This is a genomic window from Sagittula stellata E-37, from assembly GCF_039724765.1.
Taxonomy (GTDB): domain Bacteria; phylum Pseudomonadota; class Alphaproteobacteria; order Rhodobacterales; family Rhodobacteraceae; genus Sagittula; species Sagittula stellata.
On the sequence record NZ_CP155730.1, the window covers coordinates 347,774 to 362,725 of the forward strand.

Annotated in this window: 15 protein-coding genes; 3 read left to right on the forward strand and 12 right to left on the reverse strand. The window is 62.6% G+C overall.

Features of this window, described 5'->3' with window-relative positions; translation table 11 throughout:
* Positions 1 to 70: 70 nt before the first annotated feature.
* Positions 71 to 1,327 (reverse strand): type II toxin-antitoxin system HipA family toxin, encoded by a 1,257-nt coding sequence (locus ABFK29_RS23130; RefSeq protein WP_005859611.1) that lies wholly within the window; start codon positions 1,325 to 1,327, stop codon positions 71 to 73.
* Between the two features lie 3 nt (positions 1,328 to 1,330).
* Complete coding sequence (locus tag ABFK29_RS23135; protein WP_005859609.1) at positions 1,331 to 1,669, reverse strand: helix-turn-helix domain-containing protein; 339 nt, start codon at positions 1,667 to 1,669, stop codon at positions 1,331 to 1,333.
* 213 nt (positions 1,670 to 1,882) lie between these two features.
* Between ABFK29_RS23135 and ABFK29_RS23140 the strand changes: the two genes are divergently transcribed.
* Together ABFK29_RS23140 and ABFK29_RS23145 are read left to right on the forward strand one after the other, a co-directional pair.
* Positions 1,883 to 2,539 carry a hypothetical protein gene (locus tag ABFK29_RS23140; protein ID WP_198135714.1) on the forward strand — a complete coding sequence of 219 codons (657 nt, stop codon included), beginning with the start codon at positions 1,883 to 1,885 and terminating at the stop codon, positions 2,537 to 2,539.
* A 236-nt stretch (positions 2,540 to 2,775) separates the two neighbouring features.
* A complete protein-coding gene (locus ABFK29_RS23145) occupies positions 2,776 to 3,618 on the forward strand; it encodes a hypothetical protein (RefSeq protein ID WP_005859605.1) in 843 nt (280 codons plus the stop codon).
* A 69-nt stretch (positions 3,619 to 3,687) separates the two neighbouring features.
* Here ABFK29_RS23145 and ABFK29_RS23150 read toward each other — a convergent pair whose 3' ends face one another.
* The 10 genes from ABFK29_RS23150 to ABFK29_RS23195 all read right to left on the reverse strand — a co-directional run bounded on the left by ABFK29_RS23150 (position 3,688) and on the right by ABFK29_RS23195 (position 13,825).
* Positions 3,688 to 5,325 (reverse strand): dihydroxyacetone kinase subunit DhaK, encoded by a 1,638-nt coding sequence (locus ABFK29_RS23150; RefSeq protein ID WP_005859603.1) that lies wholly within the window; start codon positions 5,323 to 5,325, stop codon positions 3,688 to 3,690.
* A 161-nt stretch (positions 5,326 to 5,486) separates the two neighbouring features.
* A complete protein-coding gene (locus ABFK29_RS23155; protein ID WP_040604624.1) occupies positions 5,487 to 6,662 on the reverse strand; it encodes an ABC transporter substrate-binding protein in 1,176 nt (391 codons plus the stop codon).
* Between the two features lie 74 nt (positions 6,663 to 6,736).
* Entirely contained in the window at positions 6,737 to 7,546 is an 810-nt protein-coding gene (locus ABFK29_RS23160; RefSeq protein ID WP_005859599.1) for an ABC transporter permease, read from the reverse strand.
* A 5-nt stretch (positions 7,547 to 7,551) separates the two neighbouring features.
* Entirely contained in the window at positions 7,552 to 8,346 is a 795-nt protein-coding gene (locus tag ABFK29_RS23165; RefSeq protein ID WP_005859597.1) for an ABC transporter ATP-binding protein, read from the reverse strand.
* Between the two features lie 97 nt (positions 8,347 to 8,443).
* Complete coding sequence (locus ABFK29_RS23170; RefSeq protein ID WP_005859596.1) at positions 8,444 to 9,493, reverse strand: alpha/beta fold hydrolase; 1,050 nt, start codon at positions 9,491 to 9,493, stop codon at positions 8,444 to 8,446.
* 130 nt (positions 9,494 to 9,623) lie between these two features.
* Positions 9,624 to 10,520 (reverse strand): helix-turn-helix transcriptional regulator, encoded by an 897-nt coding sequence (locus tag ABFK29_RS23175; RefSeq protein ID WP_005859595.1) that lies wholly within the window; start codon positions 10,518 to 10,520, stop codon positions 9,624 to 9,626.
* A gap of 218 nt (positions 10,521 to 10,738) precedes the next feature.
* Positions 10,739 to 10,999 (reverse strand): FGGY-family carbohydrate kinase, encoded by a 261-nt coding sequence (locus ABFK29_RS23180; protein ID WP_005859588.1) that lies wholly within the window; start codon positions 10,997 to 10,999, stop codon positions 10,739 to 10,741.
* 64 nt (positions 11,000 to 11,063) lie between these two features.
* The gene (locus ABFK29_RS23185; protein ID WP_005859586.1) at positions 11,064 to 11,774 is read right to left on the reverse strand and encodes an IS6 family transposase; all 711 of its coding nucleotides are present in this window, start codon (positions 11,772 to 11,774) and stop codon (positions 11,064 to 11,066) included.
* A gap of 109 nt (positions 11,775 to 11,883) precedes the next feature.
* Positions 11,884 to 12,744 carry an asparaginase domain-containing protein gene (locus ABFK29_RS23190; protein ID WP_005859584.1) on the reverse strand — a complete coding sequence of 287 codons (861 nt, stop codon included), beginning with the start codon at positions 12,742 to 12,744 and terminating at the stop codon, positions 11,884 to 11,886.
* Positions 12,734 to 13,825, reverse strand: a complete 1,092-nt coding sequence (locus ABFK29_RS23195; protein WP_157136496.1) for a CapA family protein — start codon at positions 13,823 to 13,825, stop codon at positions 12,734 to 12,736. The genes ABFK29_RS23190 and ABFK29_RS23195 overlap by 11 nt, the downstream gene beginning before the upstream one ends.
* Before the next feature lie 185 nt (positions 13,826 to 14,010).
* On the opposite strand from ABFK29_RS23195, the gene puuE reads away from it, so the two are divergent.
* Positions 14,011 to 14,913 carry an allantoinase PuuE gene (gene puuE, locus ABFK29_RS23200; RefSeq protein ID WP_005859580.1) on the forward strand — a complete coding sequence of 301 codons (903 nt, stop codon included), beginning with the start codon at positions 14,011 to 14,013 and terminating at the stop codon, positions 14,911 to 14,913.
* Positions 14,914 to 14,952 lie beyond the last annotated feature (39 nt).

The window sequence follows — 14,952 nt, forward strand, 5'->3', positions numbered from 1 at the left end:
CTTCATCGTCTCCATGTTGGAGACTTTGAAAGCAGACACTATATAACTTTAATGTCCGCATAAGCGGACATTAAAGCGTCAAAGCCTTCTCCAGATCGTCGTGCTCGAAAGCACTTTCCAGATAGTCGAGCTCGCGTGCCAGAGCCCCGACCTGATGCGCAACTTCGCGCCACGTCGCTGTCGCTCTTGCGACTTCAGTGACGATTCCCCGGGCGAATTGGGTGCGGAGGCCGAATTCAGGTGCCACGGCCAACACCAGGTCAATGTCACAGGTCCCGTCGTCGAAATCGATCCGTGTCTGCAGGACACGCGGTTTTTCCAACTGGGACGTCGGGTTGATGTCGAACGCCGGCGACAGCCGCCATCCAGCTGGCCCATCCCATAGAAACCCGTGATTGCGCAGATGGTCGTCCGTATTCGAAACCAGAACAGTGAAGACAAGGCGGCGATAGAGTTCTTCACGATCCCTGGCAGCCTGGCTGCCAGTCCTGGTGATCGCGTCTACGATCTCGAGATAGCTGCCAGATACGCCATCCCGGTTCTGGGTCATGGTCATGGCTGACATATACGGGATGCGTTCGCCTGCGGCGCTTCGGTCAAACCGGGCGCTCAGGTAGACCGGCCGATCGCCGATTTTTGCCAGAGAGTGGTCAGCCATGTTCAGGCCGGCCCGATCTGCCAATCGCGCGGCGACTTCCTCCCAGCGTTCCTTGCTGTAATCGTCGTCAGCCTTGGGAAACTTGGCGATCGAGAGCTTGCCCTGCACATCATAGACCGAGCATTTTGGGCGTGCACCGCCAAGCGATGCCCCGGGCGCAAAAATGAGATCGAGGTCCTCGTCTCGTTCCTCGCCAGCTTCGAAACGCCCGACTGCGTCGAGAAGACGCTGGAGCGCGATGTACCCTGGAACGCCATCTTGGATGGGTGCTGCACAGCTGGCATCGCCACGCCATCGCAGCCGTAAGGCTCCGATACGGCTGACATCGGAGACACCCATAAGATAATCCGTCTCGAACAGGGTTCGAACCGGACGTTCCTCCCGCGCAGCGCGGCGCCGTTCCCGACGCCGCATCAAGGCACGACCCCAGTTGTCTGGGGCACTGTCGCCAAGGGCCGGAAACATCTCTCCGTTGCCTGAAGGCACAAACGGCCCGGGCGAGAGAGGCACGCCCTGATCAATAGCAAACCGCTCTGGCCGGTTCAGCCAGTCGTCCGAGTATTCGAAAACGACGGTTTCGCGCGCCCGGGATGGCACACAACGCATGGTGCCGACAGGCACCATCTCTCCATCGAGCTCAATGTCGATTTCGACGACCCGTTCTGCCATGGCCTAGCTGCTCTCCTTGGAGCCAGGCTTCTTGCGCGCAAGAACCGCGCGTTTCGGCAAGCGCTCAAGAGCTGCATGTGCACCTTGGGGATCGTTCCTGGCATCAGCGAGATCTGCAAATCCATCCATCAGGTTCAATGCTTGCAGCACAGCCGCATAGATGCCGATGGACACGCCAGCATCACCTTTTTCGATCTTGTGGTAGGTTGAGCGCGCAATACCCGCCCGCTCGGCGACAACAGACGCCGGCAAGCCGCGGCGCAAACGTGCGTCACGGATATCGGACCCGAGCTTGCGGATCGCTCGCTTGGCTGCGGGGGGAGGTAGGTATGACGCAGGCAATGCTTCTATCCTCGGTCTTATTGCGACCTTTATGTATGCATAAGTAGACATACGGCAAGTGATTGAGTCTCGCTGACTGGCTTCTCCGAGCAATTGCCGCATCCAAACCATAGATCCTGGGCCTTCGAGCCGGATATCCCAATCAAAGAAATCAGATTGCTTTCAATCGTGTTGCATTGTATTCGTGCGAATGGTTTTGTGGGGAGTCGATACATGAGACACCATATCGTGCGGCTGGCGATGGCCGCGACATTGGCACTTTCGGGCCAAGTTCCTCTTGCGACGCCCACAAGTGCCTACCAAGTGGATTGCGCCATCCTGCTTTGTCTTGCTGGTGGCTGGCCAGCATCGGCACCTTGTGCGCATGCTCGAGCCGTCTTCATCCGCCGGATTACCCCCTGGCCCATCGAGCCGCCGCTCCAGATATGGCGCTGCCCTATGGGGGTGTCGTTTTCTCCTGTGGAAAGCCCCGGACCGGCCGAGCGCCTGTTCGACGCCGCATTCCAAGCCACCCTGTCCCAGCAGTCCTTCCCCGGCGACGGACAGGTGATCAAGGTTCAATCCACGGATGGCGCCGACATCGATATCTCGGGCGACGCCTTCGATTTCGTGCGCAGCATTCGCGTCTATCACATTCAGTACCGCCAGCACGAAAACCGAGACGGCGACTGCAATCGCAGCGACTCGACGCGATTGGGGTCCTACGGCGTGCAAGGCGATTACCGATGGACAAGATCCAACGTGGGCCAAGTGCCGGCCGCATCTGGCCTGAGCATCCCGAATGGATGCGGCAGCTACTTCTACCGCTCCGTCTTCGTCGACTGGCGTGATCACGCCGGGACCTATGGTTCTGAAGAAGTTCGCTACTGACAAAATCTGCGCGCGGTTCCGCCGCGCGCGTCCTCACAACCCCGCACGAAAGGCTGTGCAAAGCCCGCAAAAAGGAGACGACGCCAGACCGTGAAGCCTGACGCCGTGCTAGAAAACTCCGTGAACAAGAGTTTCCTAGTGCACCGCCAAAACACCTGCAGCCAGAAAAGTTGTTTTGCTGGCAAGAATGTTGTTGTCTCACGACATGACGTCGGATCTCCAAGGAGACCTCGACCATGGAACCTACGACCGGCCTGATCCTGCGACGGATCACGCAAACAAATCTCTCTGTTGCAGCGCACAAGCTGGCCACCCTTATCCTCGATGCCATCGCCTGGAAGGATGGCTACAACGGTTTGTCGCGCGGAACGGCAGCCTTCACCCTCTCGGCCCTTGCGGAGAAGATGGGTGTCTCACGGCAGTATCTTGCGGTCCTTCTGAGCGAACTTGACACGTCGGCGTTGCAGCTCGAGCGGGCAAAGCCGAATGGCAAATTCGCGCCCTGGATCTTTCGGTTTTCAGCCTTCGACGAGGAGAGTGAAACCCATGATCTCGCGTCAGGTGAAAGCGACACATCACTATCTAGAGATAATAATAGCAAAACTATCTTCTCAGGGCAGATCGAAATCACCGAGAGTTCGAACGTTTTTCAGACCAGTTGGGCGGAGCTCATCAAGGCAGCGAAGGCCACGCTCCCCTGCTGGAACGTCGACGCCCAGGTCATCTGGGATCGCTTCCTCGCCTTCAATCGGTCCCGAGGCAACGGCAGGGTGCCGGCTGGCTTCCTGCTTGGCTTCATGCGCCGATGGCGGAATTCGTCGGGGACTCCGCCTCGTCCCGCGGCCAAGCCGCCCGCGAGATCAATAACCGGCTCCAAAGAGCGCGAATTGCTGAGACAGATGCAAGCCGCGCCAACTGCGAACCGCCAGTTCCACGCGTCCGACTTGTGTCGCTTGATCGGACACGCTGCCTACGAAGCGCGGGTGCTCGATGTGATCCGCAAGTTTGGGTGTCAGAGGTTTTCAGCAACCTTGGCGGTGCACGGACGAGCGGTGTTGGCAGGGCAAATTCCCAGGTAGGTTCGCTTGGCAGGCGTTGTAGGCGGGAAACCCCGCTACAGGCGTCAAGATCCGATAGTGAAGTTTATGTTAAAAAACTGAATGCTCCGAAGCTGAGAGGGCTTCGAACAGCCGTGCGACGGCTTCGGCGCCTGGGTCATTGTTGCCGCGCAATTGATCGCTGCGGACGTAACTGGAACGCCCGGCACCTGCGACGGTCAGGAATGACGTGCTTTCGGCGCCGGAACGCGCCGCTTCGGCAGCGGCGACGAGGCCATCTTCGAGGCGTTCGAGCGCGGGCGCAAAAGCGTCGATCATTGTCCGGTCTCCCGGCTTGGCCCCGCCGATGTCCTGAAGGCTGTGCAGCCCCCACCTCAGGGCCTCCGTCACGGGTAGGCCTTCTGCACAGGCCTCGGCTGCAGCTGAAAAGAGAATTGCCAGCAATATACCCGACGATCCGCCCATGGTTTGCGTCAGCTCCTGACTGATCGCCCGGAAAAGCTGGGTCAGATCGGACAGAGGCAAATGCTGAAGCCGCTCGAGCAGGGCCCGCGCGGCGATAGCGACGGTGGTGCCGGTGTCGCCATCACCGGTCCTGGCATCCAGATAGTTCAGGTCTTCTTCGGCCTCGATCAGGGCTCTGCAACAGGTCTTGAGCATCCGGGCATTGCCGGCATGCCAGGAGGCCGGGCCGGTCGGGGCTTTCGCAAGATCGGGAAGAGCGACGACGCCGGGCGCCCCGAGTGTCTTCATGGACATCCAGCCAGGCGCTTCGGTCGGTGCCTCAAGGTGCGGCGTATCCTCGGTGGAAAGCGGATAGAGCGAGATCGAAAACCCGTGCATGTCGAGCGCGGTCATCATCGCGGCCGGGCCGATCACCTGGGTGATTTTCGATCCGATCGCCGAGGTGCGCAGTGCATCGAGGAGGATCAACATCTCAAGGGTCGTCGTTCCGCCCAGATTGTTGACCAGAGCGACATAGGTGCCGGCCCCCAGGCGTGGTTCCATTTTGGCCAGCACATCGGCCATGGCCTTGCGGGCATCCAGGAACGGGATCTGTTCCGCCCCCGGTTCGCCATGGATCCCGAGGCCCAGTTCGATGTCTCCGTCTGCGATTCGATTATCCCGCCGGGCGCCCGGCACAGTGCAGCTGCTGAGAGCCATGCCGATGCTAATTGCCTGGGCCGAGGCGCATTCCGCAGCCTGTGTGGCCTCGGCCAGGTCGCCGTCGGCTTCGGCCACTGCGCCCGCAATCTTGTGAACGAACAACGTTCCAGCGATGCCGCGCGGACTTGAGATGTCCGGCAACGCGAAATCGTCACCCACGACAACCATGCTGACGCGCAGACCCATTTCGCGGGCCCGGGCGGCGGCAAGCCCAAAATTCAGCCGGTCACCCGTGTAGCTTTTTACGATCAACAGACAACCCGCCGGGCCGGTCACGGCCACGATACCCGCGAGGATCGCATCGACAGAGGGAGAGGCGAAGACATCGCCGCAGACCGCGGCTGTCAACATGCCCTTGCCCACGAACCCGGCGTGTGCCGGTTCGTGACCCGATCCGCCGCCAGACACGATCGCGACCTTTCGCCTGTCCCAGTCCGACCGGAGCACGACACGAACAAAGGGGTACCCGTCCAGACGGACCAGCCTGCCATTCGAGGCCGCGACGAGCCCGTTGATGGCATCCTGAACGATATCCTGCTTGCGATTGATGAATTGAGCCATTCCGCTTCGCTCTCCTAACGCGTTTTGCTGACGTCCCGCCGAGCGCCCCTGGAGGTGGGCACCCGGCGAGCGCAAGTTTTCAGGTATGGGCCCGGCGAGGGCGCCCGGGAGGCCTGTTGATTGGATCGGAGGGCCGGGTGCGAACCCGGCCCCCACTGGGTTCAGTTGATGGCGCTGCTGTAGAAATTCGCCTCCAGCTCAGCCATGTCGACGGCGGCAAGGTCGTCCGGCAAAGCATAGGCATAGGCATCGGCCCTGACCTGATCGCGATCGAAGGCATTTCCTTCCGCGATGAAGTCATTGAGCACGTAGTCGGCGGCGTTGATCTCGGTCGACAGGAGGCCAATTTCCCGCTGCACGTCGAAGAACCGCTGGAAGCCCGCGATGTCATGTTCGCCCCAGCCGGCGCGCTGCGACAGGTCGCCCTTGAAGGTGCGGTGGATCTGCATGAGGCTTTCGGTTCCGGCGCGTGCGCCAAAGCCTTCGCGGGTCGCCGGAAGCGCCTTGAAGACGATATCGGCGGCCGCACGCGGGTTGTGTTCCGCGAATTCGTGCCCCATCGCCATGCCCTTCACATAGGCCTGCAGGAAAGCGCGGCGGTCAGGGTCTTCGACATCGGCGCGGCGCACCACCTGGCTGTTGGACGGCAGCGGCGAGCCGCGCATGCCCATCCAGTAGTCGAAGGACTGGCCATTCTTTTCCAGAAGCGCCCGCAGGCCTTCCCAGGCAAGGCAGGCGTCGCCTTCGCCCGCGGCTAGGGCGGCCGTCCAGTTCGGGAAACCGGCCTCGATATAGCGCACCTTGGTCACGTCGACGCCGACCGCCTTCAGCATCGGATCGGCGATGGATTGCCACGCGGCCGAACCGAGCAGGACGGTCTTGCCTTCAAGACCGCGCAAATCGGTCATACCTTCGCCCTTGCGGAAGGCGATGTTGAAAAGGTCAAGGTAGCCGGTGCCGAAGATGGACACGAGGCCCATGTCGTTCTCGATCGAATTGCCAAGAATACCGGGCGCTGGGAAGCCCATGTCCGCCTGCCCGACCGAGACGAACTGCACCACCGCGGTGCCGCCCGGGGGCCCCGGTTGCAGCTCCAACTCCACGCCCAGGTCGCCGAAGTAGCCCATCGCCTGCGCGACCCAGATGGCGTAGTCGTCCATGACCTCGATCGTGCCGCGGGGCGAAATCCACGTATGTTTACCCGAATAGGGTTCGGCGGATGCGGCGCCGGGCAGCCAGAGCCCGCTACCGATGGTGCTGGCCATGACGACGCCTGCCCCGCTGACTTTCAGAAACTTCCTCCGGGACAGGCCCGAAATGTTGACAGGGTTCTGCATGACCCACTCCTCCACTGTATCCGCTCTGTTGGATGGAACCGGCCCGCCGAGCGGCTGGGCAAGGCCGCTCCGCTTCAGCTTTCCCAGCCGGCCAGTTTCTTGCCGAGCCAGGAGAAGAAGACGTAGATGCAGATCCCCATGATCGCGAGGATCAGGATCACGGCAAAGAATTCGGCGGTGCGGAGCGTCGACGAAAAGGTCGTCAGCTTGCTGCCGAGGCCAAAGCCGCCGCCGGACATTTCCGCGCCGATGGCGGTGATAACCGAAAAGATAGCGCCCATCATCAGGCCAACGATGATCATTGGCATCGCCATGGGCACACGGATCTTCGTGAAGATCTGGAAGGTCGTCGCGCCGTAGGACCGCGCCAACGCGATCTTGTCTTGGTCGACGCGGCGAAATCCGGTGGCCGAATTGATCATCACCATCGGCCCCGCCGCGAGGGCAACCGCGATGATGCGCGGGGCATATCCAAAGCCGAAATTCAGGATCAGAAGCGGCACCAGCGCCAGCATGGGCGTCGTGACAAGAAGCAGGATGTAGGGCGTGATGATCTTTTCCACGAAGGGAAACTGGGTAATCACCGCCGCCAGGATCATGCCGATCGACGCGCCGATGGTGTAGCCGACGGCCAGTTCGACCAGTGTGTAGCCAAGATGCGGCGCGATCTCTCCTGAATGCTCGAACAGCGCCGTCACGATGGCCGAGGGCGTCGGCATGACGAATTCCTTGACCTCGAAGAAGCGCAGCAGGAACTCGGCGCCGCCGATGATGACGATTGCGACGGCGAGGATGGCCGCGACCTCTGTCATGTTCTGGATCTTCGGCCCGCTGGTCAGGCCGCCCGCCATGTTCACGCCGGTGGTCTTGTTGCTCTCGCTCATGTGGCTCACTCCGCTGCGACGGCCGCGGAGGCCGAGGAAGGTTGATGTTGGATTTCGGCCTTGATCTCGTTCACGAGGTCGAAGAAGGCCTTGGTTTCCATGAGCTTGAGGTTGCGCGGCCGCTCGAACGGCACCTCGAAGACGCGGTGCATGCGGCCCGGACGGGCGCTCATGACGTAGACCTTGTTGGACAGGAACACCGCCTCTTGAATGGAGTGGGTGATCAGCATGATGGTCTTGCGGGTCTCTTCCCAGATTTCCTCCATCAGCAGGTTCATCTCGTCCCGCGTGAAGGCGTCGAGGGCGCCGAAGGGTTCGTCCATCAGCAGGACTTCGGGGTCGGAAGCCAGCGCCCGGACGATCGAGGCCCGCTGCTGCATGCCGCCTGAAAGCTCCTTGGGCATCTTCGCGCCAAAGCCGCCGAGGCCAACGCGCTCCAGAAGTGCGGCGATCTTCTTGCGGTCGGGCGTCTTGCGCCGGATCTCGAAGGGAAACTCGATATTCTGCTGAATCGTGCGCCAGGGCAGAAGGTTTGCCAACTGGAACATCATACCGATGGCGTGGTGCGGTTTCCTGATCTTGTCAGGGCCGAGGGAGATTTCCCCGGAGCTGAGCTGGTGAAGTCCGGCGATGGACCATAGCAGGGTCGTCTTCCCGCATCCGGACGGACCGACGACCGAGATGAACTCCCCCTGCTCTACCGTCAGGTCCACATCCTGAAGCGCGTGAACCTGGCCGGACCCGGTTTCATAGGCCTTGGTGGCCCCTTGAACACGCAATGCCTTGCGATCTTGTGTCATGTCTTAGCGTCCTTCTCCTCGCGCGCCGACAAACGTCGGGCGCCGGGCCGCGCGACGGGTCTCGCGCAGGCCAATCTGTGTTGCCTTGTCGGGTGGGTCAGTCCGTTAGCAAGTCCGCGAGCGTGGCATCGACCTGGGCCATGTAGCCCGGCTCGAACCCGTTCAGGCCCATGTGGCCCTCCTTCGATCCGATCACGGCCAGCGTCGCCCCCGGGATCATGGCCCGGTCCAGTTCGCATTCGTCGGGCGGAAAGAAGAGATCGTGGTCAATGGGCATGATGCAGGTCTTCGCCGTGATCCGGCCGAGGGCGGCGGCAAGATCGCCCCCGGCATGGCGGCCGACATCCGCGCGGCGCCACTTGTGCATTTCGCAAAGCAGCACGTTTGGGTCCATCGGTTCGAAATAGGCCTTCATCACCCCATTGATGAAGTCATCGAGTGACGACATGCCCAGCACGCTGCGCCAGCGTTCTTCCTGGTAGAATGCGCGCGACCAGCCCAGCGTCGCGACGATCCGCGCCATCCGGTCCATGCCATTGCGGACATCTAGGCCAGAGGCATACCAGCCCCCGTTCCAGGCCGGGTCGGACATGATCGCCTCTTCCAGCGCCTGCACGAATACTTGCTGATGTAAGGAAATTTGCGCGGTGGCCGCGATCGGCGCGGCGCGCTCCACCATGTCGGAATGCTCCACGGCCCATTCATACACCTGCTGCCCGCCCATGGAGCCGCCGACCACAAGGGCAAGCCTGTCGATGCCGAAGTGCTCGGTCACCAACTTGTGCTGGGCGGCAACGTCATCGCCGATACTCAGCTTGGGAAACTTGCCCATGGTTTGCGGTGCAGGATTGTTCTGCGGCGAGGTCGAAACCCCATCGCCCAGCTGATCGGCGATGATGATGAAATACTTGCCCGGATCAAGCGCGTGATCCGGCCCGACATAGACATCCTCCATCACCTTTGCGGTCCCGGAAAACCAGGTGGTGACGAGGATGGCGTTGGATTTGTCGGCGTTGAGCGTCCCGAGGGTGCGGTAGGCCAGCCTGGCTCTGCGCAGGGTCTCCCCTGGCTCGAGCACAAGGTTGCCCAGGTCGAAAAGTTCGAACGCGCCTTGGGTTGCTGCCGAATAATGGCCGTTCTCGATCATCGTTTTCTCCTCCCCTGATGCGCCTCTCCCCGGGCGCAGCCGGACCGCCGGAGCGGCCCTGTCTTGGGATGGGAAGGTAGAAAACGGGGCGGCCGCGATCTATCGCGAATATTCGCGATGCGCGGTGGTGCTAGTGCCGGAGGCTTGTCAGCCCGGCCAGCAGGCTGACAAGCCCCGCGGTGCTCTGGACGCCCAGCTTGGCGCGAATGCTGCGCAGCTGGTGGTCGATGGTCGACAGGGAGCGTTCCCTTATGCGGGCGATTTCCTTGTAGCTCAGCCCTTGCGCGACAAGTCTGGCGATCTCGATCTCGGACTGCGTCAGGGCATCCAACGTCCCATCGGCTTGCCGGCCATAGTGAAACACGCTGGTTACGTCCTGGCGGTGGACCGGTTTCGCCGCCACGGTCTCGGAGATATGCCGGGCCACGTCGATGATCGGGCTGAGAACGTCGGCGACCGTCTGCTCGAAGCAGTCGAAGAGGCCGGACTCGCTCGGGACCTCATGCTCGGTCCAGTCGGCGCAGATCAGGCCGAAGCTGTTGCCCCGCACCCGCAGCGCCGCCCCGAGTTTTGACTTGGTGCGCGCGCCGGACAGCCTTTGCCGCATTCCCGGCGTGACCCGCCTGTCCTGCTTGAGATCGGCGAAGATCACGGGCCGTTCGCCCGACCACATCGCCTGCATGATCGGGTCGCGGTTGTCGACCGCCCCGCTGCCGAATGACGGGATGTCGTAATCCGCGTTGCGGGCTTCCGAATAACCAGGGTGGTATTGCACGGCGACCGCCTGACCAAACCCGGTGTCGACGCGGTGACAGCCCAGCTCAGCGCGGACCCAGGTGGTGCCGAGGCTCCAGCATTGCTGCAAATCGCCAAGATGCAAGAGCATGTGCGCGGCTAGGTCCCGCGCGGGTTTGTGCCGAATCACCGGTTGATCGAGAAGCCGGGCACGAAGCTGACGCTGCGCGTCAAGCACATCCGCGGCCTCGATCGCGCCGCCTGTGATCGTGGCGTCTGTCTTGCCCGGCACTTCGGGTCCACCTCCCTTTTCGCCGACTCCGCGCCGTCTGGTCCGGAGAGGCAAAGACCCGAAACCGCGACGGACAGGGGTCTGCGATCGCGCATTTATAGACCAACGCGGCGGGAAATTCCACTTCGATCACGCATCCTGACGCGCCGTCGTTCCATGCTGGCGCCCAAAATGTGCCATAAGTGGATTGCGACGACACCCCATGTGCTAGAAAGCCTTCACATGGCGGCGCTGGCGGGCCTCGACTGGGCGATGGTCGCGGCGACCGACGCTTGCCAGGCGGCATAGCAGGCAGACCGCGTTTCAGGGTCCATGGCGGGCACGAACCGCCGATCACGCTGCCAGGCGTTCGAGAACCCCTCGATCCCTGGCCAGAGACCGGACGTGTACCCCGCCAGCCAGGCGACACCGAAGGCCGTCGTCTCGGTTATCCTCGGACGGTCGATCGGACAATCGAGCATGTCGTCCAGGAATTGCATCGTCCATTCGGGACTGTTGCACTAGTTGGGGCGGGCTGAATCGGGCCGGCCACGTGGCCGTTTGTCAGGCCGCTGTCTCGAATAGGCCGGCGATGAACGCGATTTCGCCGTGGACGCCCGGTTGTTTGTCATAGACATGGCCGCGCTTGATGGTGCGGATTGTTTCGATGCCGCTCAGAGTCGCTTTGGCAGTTCGCAAGGACCGGAAGCTCTGCCGATATCCCAGGAGACGCTTCATCGCGGCGTGATCGCTTTCGATCATGTTGTTTCGCCACTTTCGGTCGATGTGCCGAATGCTGTCGAAGTGCGGATCATACCGGTGATTGATCTCGCGGATCACACGCCGGTAGGCGTGGGCTTTGTCTGTGCAGATCGTCACTGGCCGGTGGAGCCGCACACGCTCAATCGCCTTTATTAGAAAGGCGTTGGCAGCCTTGGCATCCCGCCGGGCCGTCAGACGAAAGTCGACCATTTGACCGTTCGCATCTATCGCTCGCCAGAGGTAGCGCCACTTGCCGCCGACGCGGATGTAGGTCTCGTCCACGTGCCAATCGACGCTGGCCCGGCGCAGATGCCGCTCGGTGCGCTTCGTCAGTTCCGGGCCGAACTTCTGGACCCAGCGATAGACCGTCGATCGATCTACCTTCACGCAGCGCTCGGCCAGAAGATCAACGACATCCTGGTAAGACAGCGGATAGAGCAGGTACCAGCGGACCGCGCAAAGGATGATGTTTCTCGGGAAGCGGTGGTGCTTGAACGGGGTTCGACGCGGCATGCTCAACCTCAAAACCCTAAAGCTGGCGAAAGCCTGAGATTAACGCAACAGTCCCGTCCATACTGACGACCGGCCCGGAGGCTCCTTGCACGCCCGGCCAAGGGCCGTCTCAGCCGAGCCAGAGCTCTGCCAGTGCTGTTTCCGGCGTTTCGGTGCCACCGTTTTCAACGCCCGCTGCCCAAAGGCTGTTGCCAGCGGCATAGGTGCCAGGTGCGAGGCCGCCGGTCATGCACTGGCTGACCGCACGAAGGCGCGTCCCGGCGCGGATCGCACGGTCGATCACGCGGTGGAGCGCCGGATCGGTTGGCGCGGTGCCCGCCCCGAAGAGCCGCAGGACCGCACTGTCCAGCGGGGCGAGCTGGGCCTCCAGCGCCTCGGCGGACAGGCCCGGAGAGAGCGTCAGAACCGCCAGCCGACGATTGTCGAAGCGCCGCCTCGCGGGCGCTTGGGCAGGCGCCTGCGGTATGTTGCTGAAGGCGTCCGTGGCATTGCTGTGCTGTTTCACCAGTCCGGCGGCCGGCAGGCTGCGCCCGTCGAAAACCAGCCGCACGCCGCTTTCCGGCGCGCGTGATAGCGTCAGGGCAAGCTCCAGACTGCGCTCGGCCACCCCGTCCACCCCGAGAGGTGTCATCGCGCCGCACAGGATGACCGAGCGACCCGATCCCGCCAGGGCGCGGTCCAGTGCCGCGCCCGTGTAGGCCATCGTGTCCGTGCCGTGGGTCAGCAGGACGGGTTGTCCCGGGTGGGAATCGATGAGGTCGAGGATGCAGTTCCAGTGCTCCGGCCCGACATCCGCACTGTCGAGAAGCGGCGCAAAGCTATGGCAGTCCAGCCTGTCGGCTGCACCCAGCCGAGTGCGGACGGCGGCTTCCAGAAGGCCGGGGCAGGGTTCCAACCCCCGGGCACCGGGGGCCATGGCGATGGTCCCGCCGGTATGGATCAGCAGCAGCCCCAGGGGGTCAGCGACCATGGCGCGGCGGATCGAAGGCAACGCGTGCGCTGGCGCTCTCCACCGTGATCTCCGTGCCGAAACCTCGCGACAGCTCTTGCAGGCGGTGAAGGACGGCCCCGGCCTTAGCGCTGTCGTCAATGAGGATGGGCATCCCGTCGCGACCGCATTCCGTGGCGCGGAACTCGATACCCTCGATGCCGGATTTCGACATCTCGATCCGGCAAATGGTGGACCAGGGGTCGATGGCGCGGAAGATCTCGGCCTGCACCGGTGTCGCGTTGTCCCAGTCCTGCTGCGCGATGTGATTGCCAAGGCTGTAGAGGATCGGTTTACCCAGATGGGTCTCCAGACCGGCGGGGCTGTGGGCGTGGTTCCCAAGGACCATGTCCGCGCCCGCCTCGATGATACGGTGTCCGAAGGGACGTTGATACTCCGCCAGCGGCGATCCGGTGCCATAGCCCCAGTGTACGCTGACGATCAGCACGTCCACTTGCGGCCGCAATGCGGCGATCCTGTCCATCAGCGCGTCGGCATCCGCCGGGTCGACCCGGCTGCGCATCGGGATCGGGGCGCCGGGTTCGGTTGCCTGAAGGATCGGGTGAAGTTCCTGCCATTGATCGACCCGCACGGGCGCGATGCCGGGGCGGTCGTCGCGGGCGGCGTAATAGGGGGGCAGCAGGCATGACACGGCCAGGACTCCCAGTGTCAGCCCGTCGAGATCGCGGATCACCGGGGTGTTCGCCGACGCAATATCCGGGCCGCCGCCGACCGTTGTGACACCGGCCTCTTGCAGATGTCCGAGGCTTTCGAGAAAGGCGTCGGGGCCATAATCCCAGGTGTGGTTGGTAGCCACGGTCATCAGGTCGAACCCGGCCACACCAAGGTCCCCGGCCACTTCGGGCGCGACGAGATAGGCGATCGGGGCGTCGGTCCGAAAGCCGGAGCGCGCAAACTGCACCTCGCAGGAGGCCCACCGCACGTCGCCTTCACGCAGAAAGTCCAGCGTGCGTTCGTAGTCGGGCTGCACCGGCACGCCGTCCTGATAAAGCCGCTGTCGAATCACGATATCCCCGGCGGCTGTCATTACCCTAGTCTTCACGGCTTTTCCCTTCTCAATATTTTTGTAGTACGGCTTACCAAGCGAAAATCCTGAATCGCTCCGCCGGTCCTAGTCGCTTGCCGATATTTTAGTCTATCAATTATGGTCATTAATCAATATATTAAAAAAGCTTTACCTGCGCCGATGAGGCCACTACGCTGAAGGCATAATACAGGAGGCGACAGATGGAACGTGACCTTGCCGGCTATGGGCGGACACCGCCGGCGCCCAACTGGCCTCATGGCGCGGCACTGGCGGTGCAGGTCGTTCTGAACGTCGAAGAGGGCGGCGAACGCAGCCCGCTTTACGGCGACGCCGAAGCCGAGAGTTTTCTGAGCGAGACCGTCGGTGCGGAGCCTTGGCAGGGCCAACGTAATCCGAACATGGAGTCGATGTATGAATACGGCAGCCGCGTGGGCTTCTGGCGGTTGCATCGCATCCTGACGCAGGCAGAGGTGCCGGTGACGGTCTTCGCCGTGGCCCGGGCGCTGGCGCAGCAGCCCGAGGCCGTGAGCGCCATGCGCGAGGCGGGCTGGGAGATCGCCAGCCACGGATTGCGCTGGATTGACTACCGAGACATGCCGCGCGACGAAGAGCGGCGACACATGCACGACGCAATCCGCCTGCACACCGAGCTGACCGGCAGCCGCCCGCTGGGCTGGTACACCGGACGGGTTTCGCAAAACACGCTGTCGCTGGTGATGGAGGAGGGAGGCTTCGCCTACACCGCCGATTCCTATGCGGACGAATTGCCCTACTGGGTCCGCGATGGCCAGCGGCGGCGACTGGTTGTGCCCTACACGCTGGACGCGAATGACATGCGTTTTGCCACGCCACAGGGCTTCAACGAGGGGACGCAATTCTTCACGTATCTGCGCGACAGTTTCGACCAGATGTACGAGGAAGGTCTGGCCGGTCGTCCCGCGATCCTTTCTGTCGGGTTGCACAGCAGGCTGGCCGGGCGCCCCGGTCGGGCCCGCGCGCTGGCACGGTTCCTGAGCCATGTCCGCCGTCATGACCGGGTCTGGCTTCCGACCCGGCTCGATATCGCCCGCCATTGGGCGAAAGAGGCCGGGCCGGGCCACTGACACGGCACACCGAAAAACAAGAACGACACAGAACAGGGA